Below are 20924 nucleotides of genomic sequence, written 5' to 3' on the forward strand. Positions count from 1 at the left end.
GGTAAATTACGTTTAACTCGGCATTGATTATACCACCTAACTTATTGTTAATCAAGATGATATATCGTTTTTTTGCGATGCTTTTCTTAACTTAATGACATTGGGTTGCAAACCTGAACCCGCCGGGATTGATGCTTTTAGCTGTACATGGGCATATTTTTATTCTTCGGATATTTTTACCCTTCTGCCGTTTTTCATTTTCTTATTCCCGTCTGTTACTATTTTTTCTCCATCTTCTATCCCCGATACTATCTCTATCATAGCATCGTAACACCTTCCCGTGTTTACGACCTTTTCCACTAACCGGTTGTTTTCAACCGTATATACAACATTCTTTCCCATCATTGTCCTGACCGCCGTTACGGGAATTGCCTTTATTGGCCTTCTTTCATCATCCGTTGCGTGTCGTTTTAAAAACGCAACCTTTGCGCTCATCTCCGGCATAATGCGGGAATCTTTATCGGCAAATGCGACTTTTACCAGTATCGAGGCCTTTGTTCTGTCCGCAGTAGGCACAATCATATGCACTTCACCGCGAAATCTTTCTCCCGGAAAAGCGTCCAGTTGAATTTCACATGGATGCCCGGCGCTTATCTGTTCAATATTTGATTCAGATACATCAACCTCCACCATGAGTGAATCGAGGTCGGCAATAGTCACTACCGACGCCCTGGCATTTGCCGCTGCTCCCACAGGAGTGACGATATCGCCAATATCGGCATTTTTCGTTAATACCACCCCATCAAAAGGTGCGCGTAAAAAAGTATAATCAAGTTGCACCTTTGCCTCGCTCACTGCCGCCTTGCCCGAGCGTATTGCGGCCTTCCCTTCTTCAACCTTTGCAATCGCAAGTTTGTATTTTGCATCTGCCGTGTCATATTCAGACGGAGAAACGACTCCCATTTGCAAAAGATTCGTTGTTCTATTGTAAGCAAGCTTCGCCTCAGTAAGTTCTGCTTCTGCCTGCCTTAGCCTGTATCTGGCGGTATTCATATCCGCCTTTGCTCTTTTCAACGCCGCAATTGCGTCCTTGTTTTCCAGGCAGGCAATAACATCTCCTTTTTTTGCCCTGCTGCCTTCTTCTACCGACAAGGAAACAAGCGAGCTGGTGATCTTCGACGATATGGCGGATTTTCGCTGGGCGACAACATACCCACTCGCATTTAAAAGGGTAAACGTCTGAGAGGGGAAAATGGTAGAAATACCTGATACGCGCACACGAATAGCAGGTAGTAGAATGCCAGTTCCATACAGTATCCCCAGAACAATAATGATTCCGGCGGCGACAGAGAGATATATTTTCCCCTTTGTTTTGCCGCGCCGAACCAGAAATTTTGATTTATCGATGTGAAGCGTTGTCAGATCGTTACTCATGGTAGTATGCTATTTCACTGAAGTGGTACGCTAGATTAAAAGATCAATAGCTCCATTCGCGACAATTGTTCTCAGGACGTCGCTCCTGGTAATTATGCCTAAAAGACGATTGTTTTCGTCAACAATTGGCATTGACCCAATATGTTCTTCTATCAATATTTTTGCAATTTCTCTCAGCTCAGTGTCAGGCGTTGCTGTCAGAATTCTTGTTTTACAAATGTCCAGAACGGTTTTCTTTTTTGGAAATGTATAAATGTCATCCTGGTAAAATCCGGCATCCGTATAATGGGCATCTGCTTCATACCATTTTTGAGCAGGGGTATTGACCGGTTGTTTATTTCCCGATGCTTCGCTCTGCGCTGCCTCACGAAGCAAATCCCTGTCGGAAATAATGCCGGCAAGTTTTTTATCAGGTGTGAGAATGGGCAGGTGGCGGAACCTATGTTCCCTGATAATCTCCCATGCTTCATCGAGCCTGGTATCCGGCGGGATTGTAACTACAGGAGAAGACATGATCTGATTTGCATGTAATGAATTTCTCTGGTGTGGGTATTCGGTTTTTTGGTACATAAGCGTTGATGAACTACGGGGTTTTTGTTTTTCCTTTTCTCGTTGTTCCCGTTCCTGCAAATTGTCCTTGTTTTCCTCAATTCTTTTGTCCTTTGCGGTATGTTGCAGCCTTTCAACCCGGCGAGGCGGCGTTGTAAATATTCCTGCAGTAAGAGGGAATCTTGTTCCCTGGTCGATTATCTGAAATCCCATTTTGCATTTACTCCTTAAACAAAGACCTCATTCCCTTAACTACCCTTAAAGAAATTGGTATTTTTGTATCTCAAAAGCCCTTCATCAATAAGCACCTTCGCCACAGCCACAATGGGAACTGCAAGCAAAAGACCCAAAAATCCCAATATCTGGCTGCATATCAAAATGGACAGTATAATAGCTACAGGGTGCAGTCCGAGTTTTGTTCCAACAATTTTTGGCGTTATTATGGTGCTTTCAAAGAACTGTCCTACGCCAAATACCGCCACGACAAGGATCAAATGGGTGATATCCTGATATTGAATAAACGTGAGTATCAGTGCGGGAACAAGGCCAAGCATTATTCCGATGTAGGGAATAACGTTCCCAAATCCACCCATTATGGCTATGAGGTATGAAAGCGGTACGCCAATAACGGTCAACCCTATTCCATATATTATGGATAATATAATACAAACCGTAATCTGCCCCCTTAGAAATGCCTTCAGGTTTTCATTTATCTTCCCGAAAATTTCAGATATCTTTTCTTTTTTTGAAACCGGAAGCAGGTTCCTGCACTTTATTATAACGAAGTCAAAATCTTTCAGGAGATATATGGTCACTACGCCGAAAACGATGATGTTAATTATTATTCCCGCCAGACCGAAGGCTCCTTGAAAGATGTTTTTTATTGTTGCAAGGGCAAATTTCATAAGTCCCGTACGTTTCTCCTGCGTTTCTTTTTCACTGCCGTTCTGTATGCCTAATTGTGTTTTTAAAAATGTAGCAATCCCGGTATCCTTATAGGTTTCAATAAATAGTTCCACATTTTCCTGATACTTCGGATACTGTTTTTTTAATACCGCGCCAACTCGCTGGACGCCATGCAAGGTCTTTGGTATTGTATAGGCTGCCGCCCCGCCCGCCATAAACAACATGCCTGTTAAAAGTACCACTATTGCAAGACTGCGCGGCAACCCTTTTTTAAAAAATAAAAACCTTCGTTTTGCAATAATATCGAGTAATGGATCAACAATATAGGCCACCGTAAAAGCCAGAAAGAGTGATATTAAAATGCCTTTTAAATAATAGCACACCAGGAGAAACGCGGCAATTGCGCAAAGCCACAGCAGCGTTCTTATCCACATGTTTTCAAATATTTTTTGTTTTTCCATAAAAGTCTCCTTCCCTGCCGTCCTTCAGACAGGATTATACCAATAGGGCCAACCGGCGTAATGTTTTCAATCATGTTATACAGTTTATCTCCTAAGTAAAATGTTTTTCTTAGAATTTGGCAGTCTTTGACAGCAAATTTTGACTGCTTGTTTCCAAACCCTAAATTGGCATAGGCAGAACTAAACAAGCATAAAAACAGTCCTCAGTCCTCAATCCTCAATCCTCAATCCTCAATCCTCAATCTGCCGACTGCCGACTGTAGATTGTAGATTGTAGATTGAGGACTGCAAAAGGTACCAAGTCATGCCTGTTTCATTATTTGATTGCAGGCTGACGGCGCTGTGATAAAATCACATAACGGGTTGTTTGTTAATACTGTTAAGGTGCAATTTAAAGAAAATCATGTTTGGAGAATATCGATGGCGTTGATAAGTTTGCAGGATGTAACGATAGGTTTTGGTTGTCCTTTGCTGATTGAACACGCAAATTTGCAGTTAGAGCGGGGCGAAAAGGCATGTCTCCTTGGCCGCAACGGCGCCGGTAAATCTACCCTGCTAAAACTTATCAATGGCGATCTGACGCCTGATTCCGGAGAAATTGTGCGGCAGAAAGGATTGCGTACGGCATACCTTTCCCAGGAAGTTCCAAAAAAAATAAATGGTACGGTATCCGACATACTATCGAACGAGTTCGAAAATTTGCCTTCTTCTGAACGCAAAGGCCGTCATCAAATAAATAAGATAATTTCGCAGATGCAGTTAGATGCTCATGCTGAATTCAATACCCTTTCTTCAGGCCTTAAACGCAAGGTATTGCTTGCCAGGGAACTGGTGTGTGGTCCCGATATTCTGTTGCTTGATGAGCCAACCAATCATCTGGATATCGATGCAGTCTGCTGGCTGGAAGAATTTCTCCTGCGTTATGAAGGCACAATGCTTTTTGTTACCCACGACCGTTCGTTTCTCAAAAAACTCTCTACCCGTATTATTGAACTGGACAGGGGAAATCTTTCAAGCTGGTCGTGTAATTACGAAACTTTTTTGACGCGTAAACAGGCTGTCCTGGACGCAGAAGAGAAACAGCACGCACTTTTTGATAAAAAACTTGCACAGGAAGAAGTATGGGTAAGACAAGGAATTAAGGCCAGACGCACCCGTAATGAAGGGCGGAAAAGAGAGTTGGAGAAAATGCGCCAAGTTCGAAGCGAGCGCAGGCAAAGAACAGGCTCCGCACTTATACAGACGCAGGAATCAGACCGTTCCGGCGCGGTTGTTATAAAGGTGGAAGGCGCTACTTACGGATATGATAATCGTCTCATTGTGAATAACTTTTCCACAACGATCATGCGGGGAGATAAGGTGGGAATTATCGGACCCAACGGTTCCGGCAAGACGACTCTTTTACGTCTTTTATTAGGGCAATTGCCTCTACAAAAAGGCAATGTTTGCCATGGCACTCAACTGCAAATAGCCTATTTTGACCAACTGCGTGCGCAACTGGATGAAGATAAATCGGTGTTTGAAAACGTGGGGGAGGGAAACGATGTGATCACCTTCAATGGCAAACCACGGCATATCATCGGATATTTGCAAAACTTCCTGTTTTCTCCGGACAGGGCGCGGGTCTCCGTCAAAACACTTTCCGGAGGAGAGCGCAATCGTCTCCTTCTGGCGCGTTTGTTCACAAAACCGTCCAATGTCCTTGTAATGGACGAACCCACAAATGACCTTGATGTGGAAACCCTGGAACTTTTAGAGGAATTACTGATGGAGTATCAGGGAACACTTCTTCTCGTCAGTCATGATCGTACCTTTCTTAACAATATAGTAACCAGCACACTCGTTTTTGAAGGGGAAGGAATAATCAATGAATATGTGGGCGGGTATGATGACTGGTTAAGACAACGCACTGTACCTGCACAAAACGATTCCCCGGAAAAACAGCTTTCTTCAAAGCCGAAAGCGGAGAGTAAACAATCCAAACGAACACGTAAACTCAGTTATAATGAAAAACGCGAACTGGAATCCCTGCCTCATAGGATTGAATTGCTGGAAACAGAACAACAGCAGTTATCTCAGACAATGGGCAATCCCGTGTTTTATCAGAAAGGGAAAGAGGAAATAGAAAAGATTAAAGGGAGAGCGTCAGCCCTGGAATGCGAACTGGCTGAAGCCTTTCACCGATGGGAGGCATTGGAAAAATTACGCAGCGAACAGGAAGCGGTATCTTAGTATAGTCAAAAACATAGTAACATTTACAGTAACTATTCAGCGTGTAATACACACCCCGTCAGCTTACGCTGCCACCCCTCTTTTTAGAGGGGATTTACTTTACATAAGTTTTATAAAAATCAGTTAAACCACGGAATACACGGAAATTTAATTACTTTGTATAAGTTTTATAAAAACGTGTAAGTAGAGACAGGTTTTAAACCTGTCTCTACAAAATGGGGATTTAGGAATGTGTTATAAATTACGCTGAATAGTTACCATGGGGAACTATGCGTGTAACACTCAATAAAGGTAACTGTGCGTCTCTATGTGCACAATTTCTCAGTCTTTCTTTTCCTGTTAAGACGGATACTTTCGTGTCCGCTCAATTTTTCTCCAATCTTGAAATTGCATGCAGCCTCTTTGTTTTCGTTGAGCAGTGTTTTTATTTTCTCTTTCAGTTCAAAAAACCATGAAGGGCGGGAAGTAATTACATTCGCATGCCACGGGTGAAAATTCTTTCCGTAAAAGTTGTTATCCGTGCGCAGTATGATAGGGATGTTTTTATGCTGAATTAATATATTTCCTATAACATCAATGATATCTACATCACTTATATTAACATTCATTATGACAATATCCGGCCAGTAATCATTTACTTTTTTAATCGCTGTTTTGCCATCATTTGCCGTAATGACATTATAGCCTTCGTTTGATAATTTTTGTTTACAGAGAATACGCTGTTGTTCGTTATTTTCCAAAACCAGTATTGTTTCCATAGATTTGCTCCTTTTCATAATAAACCGGATGAATCCTTACATCTTCTCCGTAGTTAACGGATTCCCCCCCTAAGCAATCCTCAAAAACCGGGTATGCTGTCAAAGGGAAAAAGACAGACGCGTCTGCACAAAAAAAATTGATAAGAGAATATACAGTGTGCTTGTGTTTCATACAGAACAATGAGCCTTAAAAATTTGTTCCAGCCCATCCATTCTTTGTAATGGTTTTTGGCGTGGATATTGACAAACGCCGATATTTTGCAACGGTTTTTCCCTATTTTTTTTTGCAAAAAAAACCCCATTATCCTATTATGGATAATGGGGCTGTGTGTTGTAATTATAACAGTATTTATTGCGTCTACTCCATTTTTTATATATCAACTATCATACAATCGTTTATATTTAAAACATTAGAGTGGGCTTTTCACATATTTATACTTTTACAACATTTGTGGCCTTTTGGCCTTTTTGGTCTGAAATGACATCAAACTCAACCTTATCTCCTTCAGCAAGAGTCCTGAAACCCTCTGACTTGATGGACGTCTGATGAACAAATACATCAGTTCCGTTTTCCTGAGAAATAAAGCCGAAACCTTTCGAATCATTAAACCACTTTACTGTTCCGTTCGCCATAATAAATCACCCCCTTTCGTTTGGTAAAAAAATTTGGCTACTAATAAAAAAAGGCCACAAGGTTTTCATCCTTGCAGCCTTAACATTACAACGAAACACATCACAACTTTGTATAATATTACTGTTCAAGTCAACCGACTAAAGAAGTATATACGCAATTTTCCTTTATAACAAGAAAAATATAAAATATTTTGAAAATAAAATTCTTAAGCGCTGCCAACCGATCACTAACTGCATTATCCCATCAGCAAGCCATGCCATTCCTGAAGCCACGGAATTGTTACAAACGGCAAACAATTGATAAACGCCATGATATTACTAATCACAACTTTTTGGAGCAATCGTCTTCAAAAAAACGTTGACTGTTTATTTCAAAAAGATATAATGGTGAACATGCATTCACCTAGTAATATCTTTTTTATAATCATAAACGTAAGGAGGTTTCGCCATGTGGTATACCACTACACAAACAGCACAGAGAATAGGTATTGACAGAAAGACACTGATGCGTTATCTGAAGGAAGGGAGAATAAAAGGCTACCGGATCGGAGGGCGGACAAAGTTTATGGAAGGCGATATCCATGAATATCTCGAGGGAAACCGGATAAATAATGGATATCCCTCATGTAATAACAGGGAGAAAAGATCGGGTATTTCCACGAAACGTATCAGGCAGGCAGTATAAGGAAATTCGCTGATTATACCGCCTGTGCGGCAGGCATAGAACTTGGCAGGGTTAAAATATTTTACAGAAAAAGAGAAAAACACTCTCGCTTTGTTCCGCAATTGTGGTTACTTTGCATTACTACGAATCCGGTCAATCGCACCAATCGCGTAATAATTGTATTATTTGATCGTAACGTTTGCCGTAAGCGCATGCTTTTATGTTCCTTCGTTCTTCAGAAACATGTGTTAATGTTATTTTCAAATATTCTTCAGGAAGGCTGTCGGATACGTTGTCTGCCCATTCTATTATTGTCACTCCATTTCCAAAGATCATTTCATCACTGCCTATATCCAATAATTCCTGTGACCCTGAGAGTCTGTAGGCGTCTATATGATAAACAGGAATGCGGCCATTATATTTGTGCGCCAGAGAAAAGGTGGGACTTTTTACATTTCTGCTATCCTTGACGTCAAGCCCTGCAACTATCCCTTTTACCATAGTAGTTTTTCCCGCGCCCAGGTCGCCAATCAAGGCAACGACATGCCCATTTGTTAATAATGCGCCTAATGCTTCACCAAATTTTATTGTTTCCTCTGCATTTTTGCTGGTGAAAATTATTTCATGCTCTTTTATCGCCAATGTTCCTGCACCATCCATAATTCTTTTTAGTTTTTTGAAAATGCTCAGCAAAATGAAAGTTACTCTCTACAATCTACAATCTACAGTCAGCAGATTGCAGATTGAGGACTGTTTTTGCACTTCTGGCGTTTAACAATGTTTATAACCTTTAGGTCGTATCCGGCGCAATTTACCCTTCCTGTCCCTCAGCCAAAGTCCTCTATTTTCAACAATTTCTCCTATACAACTTATCTCCATGCCAGGAAATAAATCTGACGTCAATACCTTTTCCGCCTGTGTTTTTGACAATACCGCCAACAGTTCATAATCTTCTCCATCGGAGAAGGCGTGATGGATCGGGGTTTTCCCTGTTTTTTTTGACATTTTTAATGCGTCGTCAGACACGGGAATTTTATCTTCAAACAAAACAGCTCCCACCCCGCTTTCTTCCAATATATGATTCAAATCCGCAGTCAACCCGTCGCTAATATCTATCATGGCATGGACAGTAAAATTTTTGTTCAACGCAATGCCTTCATTTAAGCGTGGTTCAAAAAACATATGTTTGCCCAATAAAGAACCGCCAAGTTTACCCGTTACTAAAATTTTGTCTCCTGCTTTTGCGCCGGAACGATATATGGGCATTAATCCCTCATCCTTTCCCAGCATGGTAACATTAATACAAAAAAGGCCTTCTCCACTAATGATATCTCCTCCGACAATATCGATATCATATTTATCTGCTATTTCCCATATGCCGGCATATAACCTTTTTGCAAAACTGTTTTTTGTTCCGTGTGGAAAACAGAGAGAAATTACCGCAACGGATGGTTTGCAGCCCATAGACGCTATGTCGCTAATGCTGCAGGCAATTGCCTTCCTTCCTACTTCGTACGCATTATATTTCTTTAGGTCAAAATGTGTGCCTTCTACCAACATGTCCGTGGTTATGAGGCATAAGGTATTTTTGGCAGTATTAATGACCGCACAGTCATCTCCAATGCCGCATACAACGGCATTTGATCTTTTCTTCCTGTTTCTTATCCACTTGATTAAAGGAAATTCGTCCATTTGAAATAGTACAGATATTCTCTATAACACCATAAACTGGCATAGCCAGAACCAAACAAGCACGAAATAAAAAATACGAAATTCGAAGTACGAAATACGAAACAAATTCGAATAACAAATCATAAAATTCAAAACAAATCCAAAACATACAACAATATGAAGCACGAAATACGAGATACGAAAAGTGCACTTGTTTAGAATTTCAAATCATTTTGTCATTAGAATTTGTTTCGGATTTCGTACTTCGAATTTCGTGTTTCACAATTAAATATTTTGCCCAAAAATACAAAGAAATTACAGATAATGTACTAACCATTCTACGTCTACGGTGACGGGCTATTAGCGAAAGAATATCACACTTCGAAGGTAAGGCAAGAAATTTTTTTTGACATTTACGCTGCAAACCATTTTCAACTGTTAGCAAAAAGAATATTGCAGCTATTTAGTTACAGAGACACAGAAGTAATGCCTTGCAAAAAACTCAGCGGCTCTGTTGCTGAAATGAACAAAGCCGGTTTTATGGATAAATAACACGAGAAATACTTTCCCAATTGATCGGAAAAATTTTCAACAAATCTTTCGGTTGTTGAATAATTAAACCCATTAATAATCGCGCAAAAAATAATAAACAACTATCTTATGTTATTGCAAATACGGCAGATAAGTCTTGCTGTCTCGGTGTAAATATTCAGTGGCATACGTATTGCTATTCTTTGTTTACAAGATTTTTGCTATAGCAACAAAAATGAGTAACAGGTTTCGTTTTATTGTTAAAAAGGAATTAATTATATGTTTTTTTGGAAAGGAGTCCGGTTATGAGTAGGATAAACACAAATATTAATGCGTTGAATGCGTTGCGGTCGTTAAATGACATTAATTCGAAATTGTCGGTTTCGCAATTAAGGCTTGCGACGGGCAAAAGAATTAATAATGCCGCCGACGACGCTGCAGGTTTTACGATTGCCAAGAAATTCAATGCCCGTTCACAAGGGCTTGGCCAGGCCCTTGCAAACATAGGTTCTGCCAAGAATCTTATGGCGGTTGCGGAAGGCCATCTGAATAACATCCTTGATATTTTAACACAGATGAAGACAAAGGCAACGCAGGCGGCAGACGATTCGTTAGGGAGTGCAGAACGTAACGCTATTCAGTCGGAACTCAAAGCATTGGCAACGCAAATCGATCTTGAAGTTACCCAGGCCACATGGAATTCTCAGTCAATATTTGGTACAGGGAATTCTGCTACAGGTTCAGGAGCGGCAAGTAGCGTGCAGTTTAAATTCCAGATTGGCGCAGGGGCAAGCAGCACCAATGATGTGTTGAAGTTTGACTTGTTGGCGAAAGACAATGTAAGCTTTGATAGCAGCAATACAAACTATAAGGCTGATGGATTGCGGGTAAGTGTTGCGACGGCGGGGAGGGCGGTTACCTCTTCGGCGTCCGCGCAGGCATTGATGAGCAATATAGATACCGCCATTGCGGATGTATCAGAAGGGTTGAGTTATATTGGCGCCGTAGTGAACAGGCTGACCTATCAGGAAACCAGTTTAACGGTAGCGAGGACGAATACAGAGGCGGCTAGGAGCAGGATTGAAGATGCGGACATGGCATACGAACAGTTAGAGTCAACAAAGCTTCAGATATTACAACAAACTGCAAGCGCTATGCTGGCGCAGGCAAATGCAGGGCCTCAAAGCATAATGCAGTTATTTCAATAAGTAGCATTGATGCAGACAGAGAGCCAGATTAATCAAAAAGGGTTCACAGGAAATGACTCGCTTCCTGTGAACCCTTTTTTTTTGAACTATTTACTGCATGGGTCGTTTTTCTCCACCGTCCACCTTTACGTTGTTTGTTTCCGGTAAACGTTCATTCCGATCTTTTCTTCACGGTCGGGGATGGTAACATTTCCCTCCGTTGATGCAACAATAATGTTCTTTCCGGACGAAGAAAGTCCGAATTCTTTTGACAGGTCTATCTTTATTGTGAGTATGTTTCCTTCTACAGATAATTCCACGTTTTTCATTATAAAGCCTCTCTTTCTCTAAAAATTTATAAACGGTTTAAGGGATATTTGGTTGGAAAATGCCACCTATGCCTTTCTTGCCACAAACAAAATCGTTACATATCCTACACTTTCATTCCACTATGTCAAGTAGTATAACAGAATCCTGTGCCATGATAAGATTTTCCATACAAAGCGTTTCTTTCGTTTTCCAAAGAACGAATAACTACCTATGCATACAAATTATCAGAAATTGACTATACGTTGTGAAAAATCATGAATACTTGGCCGTATCGGTATCAGTCAAAGATTTTTTTAAATAATGCACCAAATCTTCGGGATGCATCCTATCTTTTAACAGCCTTAGATGCAATGTGTCATTATTAATTACCCGTATATTTTTATTCAACTTATATAGGCAAATTTCCGCCTTTTTTAAATCATTTACCTGGATGATGAGGGTGTTGTTTACCCGGACTATAGAACGGATTTTCGAATCCCTTGCAATGATTCTTAGCTCACTCTCGGAAAGCAGGTTTTTTACTGATTGGGGCGCATTCCCAAACCGGTCAATCATTTCTTTCCTGATATCGTCAATTTCTTTGAATGTATTGGAACGATTCAACCTTCGGTAAATATCCATTTTCAAACTATATTCAGGGATATATTCGTCAGGGATAAAGGATTCCAGATTTAATTTCAATGAGACATCGGGAGGCTCGCTGACGGGTTCATTCCGTGCCTTGCATACGGCTATCTCCAGCAAACGGCAATACATCTCATAACCTACTGCCGCTATGTGGCCGTGCTGTTCCACCCCCAGGATATTTCCTGCTCCCCTTATTTCGAGATCCCGCATAGCTATTTTAAATCCGGCGCCCAGTTCCGCAAATTCTTCAATCGCTTTTACCCTTTTTTCAGCTTCAGGGGTTACCGGACGATCAATGGGTAAAACAATATATGCATAGGCATGATGTTTGTATCTTCCTACTCTGCCCCGCAATTGATGCAAATCGGCAAGGCCAAAGGAGTCTGCGCAGTTAATAAATATGGTATTCACATTTGGTATATCCAGCCCGGACTCTATTATTGTGGTAGAAACAAGAATATCAGCCTTATGGTCGACAAAATCTTTCATTCTCTGTGCTAAAAGTTTTTCATCCATCATTTGTCCGTGAACGACTAAAATTCTCGCCTCCGGCACTATAGTGGATAGGGTGTGCGCAATGCGCTCGATATTATACACCCTGTTGTGGACGAAATATACCTGCCCGTTTCTGTTCATTTCGAGCAATATGGCTTGCCTGATGCGTTGAGGGTCAAATCGCATGATTTGTGTCCTAATGGACTGCCTTCCCAGCGGCGGGGTATTTAGCGAAGAAATGTCCTTAATTCCCATCAGAGACATATGAAGCGTTCTTGGTATGGGCGTGGCCGTCAGAGTCAGCATATCAACCACCTGCCGCATCTTCTTAAACCTTTCTTTGTGAGCAACGCCAAACCGCTGTTCTTCATCAATAATAACAAGCCCAAGGTCTTTAAAGACAACATCTTTTTGCAACAACCGGTGAGTGCCGATGAGGATATCAATCTTTCCTGCCAACGTTTTCTCCAAGATATCCTTTTGTTCCTTATGAGATTTCAACCGGCTCAAAACTTCAATTTCGACCGGATAATCTGCCATACGCTCAGAGAACGTAGTGTAATGCTGCTGCGCCAGAATTGTGGTGGGCACCAGAACCGCCGCCTGTTTGCCATACATTGCTGCTCTAAATGCTGCACGAATGGCAAGCTCTGTCTTTCCATAACCGACGTCTCCGCAAATAAGACGGTCCATCGGCCTCTTTGATTGCATGTCCGACTTTATTGCCTCCAAAACCTGTAACTGATCAGGCGTTTCTTCGTATATAAACGCCGATTCAAAGTCCCTTTGCCATTCCGTATCCGGAGGGTAGGCAATGCCCTCCTTCGCGTTTCTCGACGCCTGGATATGCAATAAATCGCTTGCAATGTCGGCAACGGCATGTTCTGCACGCTTTTTGCGCATCTCCCACGATTTAGAATGAATCTTATCCAATTTTGCCTTATGGCCGGAAGCGCCAATGTACTTTTGAACAAGTTCGATCTTTGTTGCAGGTACATATATTTTCGTTCCTTCATCGTATTCCAGAACAAGATATTCCCTTTTACAGCCGTCATCCTCAATAATCTCAATACCCAAAAAACGCCCTATGCCGTGGGTGACGTGTACTATATAGTCCCCTTTCTTCAGGTCAAGAAACGAGTCGATTGCCCGGGTTTGCACCGCCTTCTTAACCTCGTGGTGCTGTTTGTACCGGTGGAAGATTTCATGGTTTGCAAGGATGGCTATATTGATATCGGCAAATCGGAATCCCTGGCTTATATATCCGCGCCGAAGCTCAAACTGTTGCAAACCTTCGGGTAAGCCGCTTGTTATTTCCCGAAAACGTTGTTCTTCCGCGGGGTTTATGCAAAAAACAATTGTTTTATCATGCGCTTCGGTAATCTTTTTAAATTCCGCCACAATATCCTGTATCTGTCGGGGGAAATCATCTATCGCCTTAACCTGAAAAGCATATGCGTTGTTCTCCGTGGTAAACGGCAATCTTGACAAAGTAATTTTCGTAAAGGTATTTAATTGTTTAAAAATCTCTTCCTCCGTGAAGAGTGTTTCCTTGCAGCCGGTTATTTTCAGCATCTGTCTTAATTTACCTTCAATCCCTGTTGGTTCCTTCAGGATAATGGTAGTTTCTCTGCTAAGGTAATCAAGAAGCGATGTTTTTTGTATTTCCGCCTGCATGGGATGAAGGTCGTACATTTTATGAACGAATAATATCTGGCAACTGTTTATCTGTGCCACCGATTGCTGGGTTTCCACATTAAAACTACGAACAGATTCAATTTCATCACCAAAATATTCAATGCGGCAAGGTATTTCCGTTGCGAAGGGAAAAACATCAATAATCCCTCCACGAATTGCGTATTCACCCTGATTTTCCACCTGACTGGTCTCTTGATAGTGATGGGAATGCAGCAGGCCAATAAGGTTCTCCATCGGATATTCCTGGCCTTTTTGAAAAGAAACGATATTATCGCCTATGGTTTTTTTTGAAGGTACTGGCTGTATAAGCGCCTGAATCGAAGAAACTATTACATCCGTCTGGTGCGGGGCGTCTTTGTTTTTCCGGCATAATTGATTTAAAATGAACAGCCGCTGCGCCATGATATCTTCATACGCATCTGATTCATTATTAAAGATATCTTCAACCGCCGGAAACAGCGTCACGGGAAGATTTGAAAACGTCTTCAAATCCTCCCAATCTTCCAGTGCATCTTCAGCGTCTGGCACGACTAAAAGGATCTTTGGCGTCAACCCTTTTGTATAAAAATGTTCACTTGCAACCGCTGCGGCGAACAAATTCGCCGAAGATCCCCAGAGGCCGGTGACACAACAATCATTCCCGGAAGAAAGCTGACGAATAATTTCCTTGTATTGTTTATGCTTTCGCAGCAGTTGTATAGAGTCTTTCATGTGCAATATCCAATGGGTTTTCTACAAAAAGAGAAGAAACAGGGGACATGGCGTCTCAGTTTATCACATTGCAGCCGCATTTGTAAATACAACGTAGGGTGTGAATGTGTGATCAAGACAGAGAGTCGCCGCATAGCCACCACCAAAAAAAAGAAATTTTTACAGGGCAATAGTTTAATGCCTTTTTCCTTGTATATTAATGCCTTAATAGGGAAAATAAGTCTTGGGTGCGGCATTTTCTGAGAAAAGATTTTAAAGAGTATGCCGTAAAAAGTAATGATAATGGTAATATTCCGGGAAATATACAAATGAATTGGCAATTATACTATGACTCAGGAAATACGTTTTCTGCTTAATGAGAAAGAAATACATACCACCGAATCTTCAGGCACAGCGGTGCTTGATTACCTTCGCACAAATCAGCGGCTGACGGGCACAAAAGAAGGATGCCGCGAAGGTGATTGCGGGGCATGCACTGTGCTCGTCGGTGAATTAATAAATAACAGGGTTTTTTATAAGTCGGCAAATTCCTGTTTAATGCCGTTGGGAGAATTACACGGAAAACATCTGGTAACAATCGAAGGGTTAAACATGGAGAACCTTTCACCCATACAACAGGCGGTTGTGGATAAAGGGGCGACGCAATGCGGTTTTTGCACGCCGGGGATTGTTGTCTCTCTTACCGGATATGCTATGGAATGTACCAGTCATCTGACAAAAGAGGGGTTTAAGAAAATGCTTGGAGGCCACCTTTGCCGCTGCACTGGATACCGGTCTTTAAAGCAAGGTTTTGACATGATAAAAGAACACATAGATACCGCAACCGGTGTAAAAACACTAATTGAAAAGGGAATTATTCCTGAATATTTTAAGGATATTCCCGCACGATTAAACAACATTTCCGGGAAACAGTATAAGAAGGTTACCTCTGCCCCCGAATTTTTCATCTCCGGAGGCACTGATTTATATGTGCAAAAGGGCGACATTTTACCAGACTCATTGATTAGCCTGCTCAACGCACATTCGGAAATGAAGCATATCGTTTGCGAAAACGGACTCCTTCGCATAGGCGCTCTTACCACATTTGAAGCATTTTCGAATCACCCGGAAGTAATGAAGGCCATTCCCGGTATTCAGGAATATATCTCCCTTGTTGCTTCCATGCAAATCAGAAATAGGGCAACCGTGGGAGGGAATATTGTGAATGCTTCTCCAATTGCCGATGTAACGATACTATTGCTTGCAATGGAATCAACATTGATTCTTAAACAGGGTAGCGATACGCGTTCATTACCGATTTCCTCTTTTTACAAAGGATACAAAAAACTTGATAAAGCGCCGTCAGAGATTTTGTCAGAAATAGTATTCCCTGTTCCCGCCCCGGGAACAAAAATAAATTGGGAGAAGGTTTCAAAAAGGAAATATTTGGACGTAGCCTCGGTAAACAGCGCAATAAAGGTAAGGGAAGACGGCGGCGTCATAAGAGACATACACATTACCATGGGCGGAGTCGCAGAAATCCCCCTTTTTTTGAAGAACACATGCGATTATCTTCGTGGAAAACAGATTACAAAAAATACGATAGAAGGCGCATTCCCAATACTGCAGCATGAAATATCGCCAATAAGCGATATACGGGGAAGCTCTTGTTATAAAAGGCTGCTTGCCCGCCAGTTGATAATAGCACACTTTACAAAACTCTTCCCAGGTACAATCAAAGTGAAGGATTTTTATGAATCGCATTGACGCAGCAGCTCATACGCGCGGAGAATCCCTCTTTTTGGATGATATGCCCCTGCCGTCAGGCATGCTCTACGCGTCGGTATTTTCCTCTCCGGTAATGCATGGAAATATTATTCGCCTCCAATTGCAGGAAGCACGTTTAGCAAAAGGGGTAGTTGCCGTTCTCTCTTCAAAAGATATTCCGGGTATAAATCAAATTGGGTCGATTATTCAGGACGAAGAACTTCTGGCGCAAAACAAGGTAAATTACATAGGACAACCGGTGGCGGTTGTTGTGGCGGAAAGTCAGCGAGCCGCAAGAAACGCGGCAAAAATAATCTTGGCGGAAATAGAGGAATTGCCTGCCGTTACCGATCCAAAAGAGGCATTTGAAAAAGGGTATATTATTGACGCGCCGAGGACGTTTACCCTTGGAGATGTTGATTCTTTGTGGCAAAAATGCGATCTCGTGGTAGAAGGCTCTTGCGATACGGGCGGGCAGGAACATGTTTATCTGGAAACGCAGAGAGCGAGAGCGGTCCCGCTGGAAGGAAACAATATACGTATCTATTCTTCAACGCAAAGCCCCTCCGCAGTGCAGCATCATGCGGCAAAGGTATTGGGACTGTCCAGTCATAATGTGGAGGTGGAAGTAAAACGTATCGGCGGCGGTTTCGGCGGTAAGGAAGACCAGGCTACGCCATGGGCCTGCATGGCGGCGCTTGCTGCATGGATAACACAAAGGCCTGTGGAGCTGGTTTTGCAGAGAGGTGAAGACATGAGGATGACCGGCAAACGGCATCCGTATAAATCCGATTTTAAAATGGGGGTGACAAAAGAGGGGGTCATACTCGGTTACGAGGTGAAACATTATCAAAACTCCGGCGCCGTTGCAGACTTATCCACGGCCGTTTTGGAGAGAACAATGCTTCACAGCACGAATTGTTATTATATGCCCAACGTCAGGATATTCGGCGTTTGCTGCAAGACAAATCTCCCACCAAATACTGCCTTCAGGGGATTCGGGGCGCCGCAGGGAATGTTTGCAATTGAAAGCGCAATCACAAAGGTGGCAGAAAAGCTCAATATGCCGCGAGAGGAAATACAGGCTAAAAATCTGTTAGCAGCAAACAATGCCTTTCCATACGGACAAACAGCCGGGAATTGCAGCATCAGAACCGTTTGGGAAAAAGTTGAGACGAAATACACTCTTCAGAAGATTAGAAAACGGGCGCTCTCCTTTAATAAATCCCACTTTGAAACAAAAAAAGGGGTAGCTGTAATGCCCATTTGTTTTGGCATATCATTTACTACGACTTACATGAATCAGGCAAGCGCTTTGGTGCATGTATTTACCGATGGAAGCGTGAGCGTTTCTACCGGCGGAGTAGAAATGGGTCAGGGGCTAACGACCAACATCACGGCAATTGCCGCAAAAGCATTGGGAATAAATCACAACCGCATAAAAGTAGAAGCCACGAATACTACCCGCATTGCAAATATGTCTCCCAGCGCTGCAAGCGCTACAACCCTTCTTAACGGAAATGCCTTGTTATTGGCGGTCAATCAGATTATTGGCAGATTAAAATCCCTTTTAGCGCAGGAACTTTCCATTTCCGACAAAGAAAAGATTTCAATTGCAAACGAAAAGATTTTTTGTAATGCGCATGATACAGGCTGGACGTGGGAGCAATTGATTCACGCTGCACATCAAAAACGTATAAACCTTTCAGCGCATGGATTCTTTGCAACGCCAAAAATATGGTTTGATAAAATGAAAGAAAAGGGCAGCCCGTTTGCATATCATGTGTATGGGGCAGCGGTCATAGAGGTGACGCTGGACTGCCTGCGGGGGGTGTATACCATTGATTCGGTAAAAATTGTGCATGACTTAGGCAGGCCTATTAATGAAACAGTTGACCGCGCGCAGATCGAGGGAGGGCTGGCGCAGGGTTTGGGGTGGATGGCGCTGGAAGACCTGCGTTTTAATGACAAAGGGCAGTTGCTTTCACGTGACCTTGCCACGTATAAAGTCCCGGATGCTTATTTTATGCCGGACGACATAGAAATTGAATTTTTGGAAAATGAAGAGAGCTTGCCCGGCCCTTACGGAAGCAAGGCAGTTGGTGAGCCGCCTTTTATGTATGGAATAGGCGTGTTCTTTGCTCTTCGGGACGCAATGCGCGCATTTATGCCTGAAAATGATTTTGACTTTGCCACACCATTGACCCCGGAACGGGTACTATTGCAGTTGTGCCCGGAATACGTCAATTATTTAAAATGTATAATCTAAGAGAAGTATCCGGTTACGAAAGATGCCGCAGACAATTTGAATAAAAGGAGTTCCCATGAAAATTGAGGAAACACGCATTTCACTTATCAACCAGCTTGTTGGCCTGGTGAATAAATACTGCGCTAAATTGCAGATCGAAGACGATATTCAAACGTTGTTTTTTTATTACAAAAAAAACTGGCTTTCGGGGTCTGAACGCAAACTGTACATATACTCTCCCTCTTCAGAGGGCAAGTCTTCGGGCCTCTTTGGCAATGGTATCAGGGAAGACATCAGGATTGTAGTATTGAGCGAGGAATATTTTGAGTGCGCGCAAAAGGTGGCGGAAGAGTACGAAATGGTAAGCCAGAAAACCGCAACGGTAGTTCGTGCATTTTAAAAGTATCTTAGTCTTAGTATCTTATCGGTAATTTCTTTGCATTTTTTGGCAAAATATTTAATTGTCCCTTCTGCGGTTGACGAGAGACGAGGGACGAAAGACGAGAGACGAGAGACGAGGGACGAAGGATTAATGACCAATGACCAATGACTGTTCAGGTTATTTTTTCCGTTTCCCGGCGTTGAACAATTCATACCGTATTTGATGATGCGGGGTGAAAAATTTCTTGTCCAGCAGCGAGACAAATACCCACGAGGTGAGCGCTACCGTTGCGGCGATGCTGAGGATAATTACTATCTGATACTTGACAGCCGTAACAGGGCTGGAGCCTGCGATTATTTGTCCCGTCATCATCCCTGGCAGGTGAACGATTCCCATAACCATCATGCTGTTTAACGAGGGGATTAATGAAGCGCTAAGCGCCTGCTGACGGGATTTCCGGGAAGCCATTTTTGACTCATAACCAAGAGAAAGCAACATTTCTATTTCAGGCACTCTGTTTTCTAATTCGCTTTTATAGCGTTCTCCCGCCAATGCGGCGCCATTCATTCCATTGGCAATAATCATACCGGCGACAGGTATTAAATATTGCGGGTCGTACCAGACAGGAATTCTGATTACTAGCAAAAAAATAAATAACAGCGAAAATGCTGAAGCCAATGATACCGAGATTAATGCGCAGAAATACATTCCTTTCACAGGGTTTTTAAGCCATTTAATCACGGTTTGTGATGCGACAAAGATCATAACAAGAAGAATGGGCATTACAACGTACCATTGTTTATGATCAAATATTAATTTTATGAAAAACCCTACGAGGATTAATTGTATTGCGGCGCGAAAGCTTCCGATGAGTATTGTTTTTTCCAGCCGCAATGATTCATAAAGAGAGATGCCTATAAGCAGGATTACAAACACGCTGCAGAAACCAAGCTGCAACCAGGGAACATCGATAGCATTATTCATAGTTCTTCCTTTGCAAATGCCAGTTCAGGGCGTTCAATTTCCTTTACCCTTCCGTTTTCAAGCACCAGAAACCGGTTTCCAAGTCTTTTGGCGAAATCAAGCTGATGTGTTACCACAAGCATGGAAATGGAGTTTTCCCGAATGATTTGTTTCAGGCTGTGGATGAGTATGCGTGCATTTTCTTCGTCCAATGCGGTAGTGGGTTCGTCGAGCAAAAGAACAGACGGGCGGTTGATTAACGTTCTTGCCAGCGCTATTCTTTGTTTTTCGCCAACAGATAGTTCCTGGGAAGGCCGCTGAAGAAACGATTCGTTAAGCCCTGTCAGATGGAGCGTGGCAATGATTTGATTTTTCATGTCATGCGGAATTTCATTTTTGCGAAAAGGCAGCAACAGGTTGCTTTCCACAGTGCCTTCGAGGAGGCATGGGATTTGGGATAGATATGCTATCTCTTTTCGTAACACGAGTGGTGAAATGGTGTGAATATCTGTACCCTTGTATAAGATTGTGCCGTCCGACGCCTCCAATAATCGATTGCCAAGCTTTAACAGGGTTGATTTCCCGTATCCGGATTGGCCGAGAATGACAACAATCTCTTTTCCCCATGCTGTAAGATATAATTTATGAAGAATGTTTTCGTCATGGTTATATCCGAAGGATACGTTCCGGAATTCGAGAAACGGATGTTCGTTGTACATAGTTTTACTGAAGTTATTTGAGAAGGCCTGTGTTTTTTT

General features: G+C 42.3%; 17 protein-coding genes. 6 read left to right on the top strand and 11 right to left on the bottom strand.

Annotated elements, in window-relative coordinates:
- Nucleotides 1–159: 159 nt before the first annotated feature.
- The 3 genes from ABJL82_RS00005 to ABJL82_RS00015 are packed head-to-tail and all read right to left on the bottom strand — an operon-like array spanning nucleotide 160 to nucleotide 3290.
- The gene (locus tag ABJL82_RS00005; RefSeq protein ID WP_347272627.1) at nucleotides 160–1374 is read right to left on the bottom strand and encodes an efflux RND transporter periplasmic adaptor subunit; all 1215 of its coding nucleotides are present in this window, start codon (nucleotides 1372–1374) and stop codon (nucleotides 160–162) included.
- Between the two features lie 30 nt (nucleotides 1375–1404).
- Nucleotides 1405–2136, bottom strand: a complete 732-nt coding sequence (locus tag ABJL82_RS00010; RefSeq protein ID WP_347272628.1) for a CBS domain-containing protein — start codon at nucleotides 2134–2136, stop codon at nucleotides 1405–1407.
- Between the two features lie 35 nt (nucleotides 2137–2171).
- The gene (locus ABJL82_RS00015) at nucleotides 2172–3290 is read right to left on the bottom strand and encodes an AI-2E family transporter (RefSeq protein ID WP_347272629.1); all 1119 of its coding nucleotides are present in this window, start codon (nucleotides 3288–3290) and stop codon (nucleotides 2172–2174) included.
- 420 nt (nucleotides 3291–3710) lie between these two features.
- Between ABJL82_RS00015 and ABJL82_RS00020 the strand changes: the two genes are divergently transcribed.
- A complete protein-coding gene (locus ABJL82_RS00020) occupies nucleotides 3711–5522 on the top strand; it encodes an ATP-binding cassette domain-containing protein (protein ID WP_347272630.1) in 1812 nt (603 codons plus the stop codon).
- A 305-nt stretch (nucleotides 5523–5827) separates the two neighbouring features.
- On the opposite strand, the gene ABJL82_RS00025 is transcribed toward ABJL82_RS00020, so the two are convergent.
- A complete protein-coding gene (locus ABJL82_RS00025) occupies nucleotides 5828–6280 on the bottom strand; it encodes a response regulator (protein WP_347272631.1) in 453 nt (150 codons plus the stop codon).
- 432 nt (nucleotides 6281–6712) lie between these two features.
- Complete coding sequence (locus ABJL82_RS00030; RefSeq protein WP_099324406.1) at nucleotides 6713–6913, bottom strand: cold-shock protein; 201 nt, start codon at nucleotides 6911–6913, stop codon at nucleotides 6713–6715.
- 448 nt (nucleotides 6914–7361) lie between these two features.
- On the opposite strand from ABJL82_RS00030, the gene ABJL82_RS00035 reads away from it, so the two are divergent.
- Nucleotides 7362–7598 carry a helix-turn-helix domain-containing protein gene (locus tag ABJL82_RS00035; protein ID WP_347272632.1) on the top strand — a complete coding sequence of 79 codons (237 nt, stop codon included), beginning with the start codon at nucleotides 7362–7364 and terminating at the stop codon, nucleotides 7596–7598.
- A 132-nt stretch (nucleotides 7599–7730) separates the two neighbouring features.
- Here ABJL82_RS00035 and tsaE read toward each other — a convergent pair whose 3' ends face one another.
- Nucleotides 7731–8270 carry a tRNA (adenosine(37)-N6)-threonylcarbamoyltransferase complex ATPase subunit type 1 TsaE gene (gene tsaE / locus ABJL82_RS00040; RefSeq protein WP_347272633.1) on the bottom strand — a complete coding sequence of 180 codons (540 nt, stop codon included), beginning with the start codon at nucleotides 8268–8270 and terminating at the stop codon, nucleotides 7731–7733.
- A 78-nt stretch (nucleotides 8271–8348) separates the two neighbouring features.
- On the bottom strand, nucleotides 8349–9269 hold the full coding sequence (locus tag ABJL82_RS00045) for a thiamine-phosphate kinase (RefSeq protein ID WP_347272634.1): 921 nt from the start codon (nucleotides 9267–9269) through the stop codon (nucleotides 8349–8351).
- Between the two features lie 815 nt (nucleotides 9270–10084).
- Here ABJL82_RS00045 and ABJL82_RS00050 point away from each other — a divergent pair.
- A complete protein-coding gene (locus ABJL82_RS00050) occupies nucleotides 10085–10987 on the top strand; it encodes a flagellin (protein WP_347272635.1) in 903 nt (300 codons plus the stop codon).
- A 125-nt stretch (nucleotides 10988–11112) separates the two neighbouring features.
- Here the strand turns inward: ABJL82_RS00050 and ABJL82_RS00055 are convergent, their stop codons facing one another.
- Both ABJL82_RS00055 and mfd read right to left on the bottom strand, forming a co-directional pair.
- Nucleotides 11113–11295, bottom strand: a complete 183-nt coding sequence (locus tag ABJL82_RS00055) for a hypothetical protein (protein ID WP_099326984.1) — start codon at nucleotides 11293–11295, stop codon at nucleotides 11113–11115.
- Nucleotides 11296–11548: 253 nt separating this feature from the next.
- Nucleotides 11549–14827, bottom strand: coding sequence for a transcription-repair coupling factor (mfd, locus tag ABJL82_RS00060; RefSeq protein WP_347272636.1), 3279 nt, complete (start codon nucleotides 14825–14827; stop codon nucleotides 11549–11551).
- A gap of 327 nt (nucleotides 14828–15154) precedes the next feature.
- Here mfd and ABJL82_RS00065 point away from each other — a divergent pair, with 327 nt between their 5' ends.
- The 3 genes from ABJL82_RS00065 to ABJL82_RS00075 are packed head-to-tail and all read left to right on the top strand — an operon-like array spanning nucleotide 15155 to nucleotide 19221.
- Complete coding sequence (locus ABJL82_RS00065) at nucleotides 15155–16573, top strand: FAD binding domain-containing protein (RefSeq protein ID WP_347272637.1); 1419 nt, start codon at nucleotides 15155–15157, stop codon at nucleotides 16571–16573.
- Nucleotides 16560–18842: a molybdopterin cofactor-binding domain-containing protein gene (locus tag ABJL82_RS00070; RefSeq protein WP_347272639.1), complete on the top strand. Its 2283-nt coding sequence runs from the start codon at nucleotides 16560–16562 to the stop codon at nucleotides 18840–18842. The genes ABJL82_RS00065 and ABJL82_RS00070 overlap by 14 nt, the downstream gene beginning before the upstream one ends.
- A gap of 55 nt (nucleotides 18843–18897) precedes the next feature.
- The gene (locus tag ABJL82_RS00075; RefSeq protein WP_347272640.1) at nucleotides 18898–19221 is read left to right on the top strand and encodes a hypothetical protein; all 324 of its coding nucleotides are present in this window, start codon (nucleotides 18898–18900) and stop codon (nucleotides 19219–19221) included.
- Nucleotides 19222–19380: 159 nt separating this feature from the next.
- Here the strand turns inward: ABJL82_RS00075 and fetB are convergent, their stop codons facing one another.
- A complete protein-coding gene (gene fetB / locus ABJL82_RS00080) occupies nucleotides 19381–20187 on the bottom strand; it encodes an iron export ABC transporter permease subunit FetB (protein WP_347272642.1) in 807 nt (268 codons plus the stop codon).
- Entirely contained in the window at nucleotides 20184–20885 is a 702-nt protein-coding gene (locus ABJL82_RS00085; RefSeq protein ID WP_347272643.1) for an energy-coupling factor ABC transporter ATP-binding protein, read from the bottom strand. Before ABJL82_RS00085 ends, fetB begins: the two co-directional genes overlap by 4 nt.
- Nucleotides 20886–20924 lie beyond the last annotated feature (39 nt).

Origin of the sequence: Candidatus Kuenenia sp., assembly GCF_039794105.1 — a bacterium.
GTDB lineage: Bacteria > Planctomycetota > Brocadiia > Brocadiales > Brocadiaceae > Kuenenia.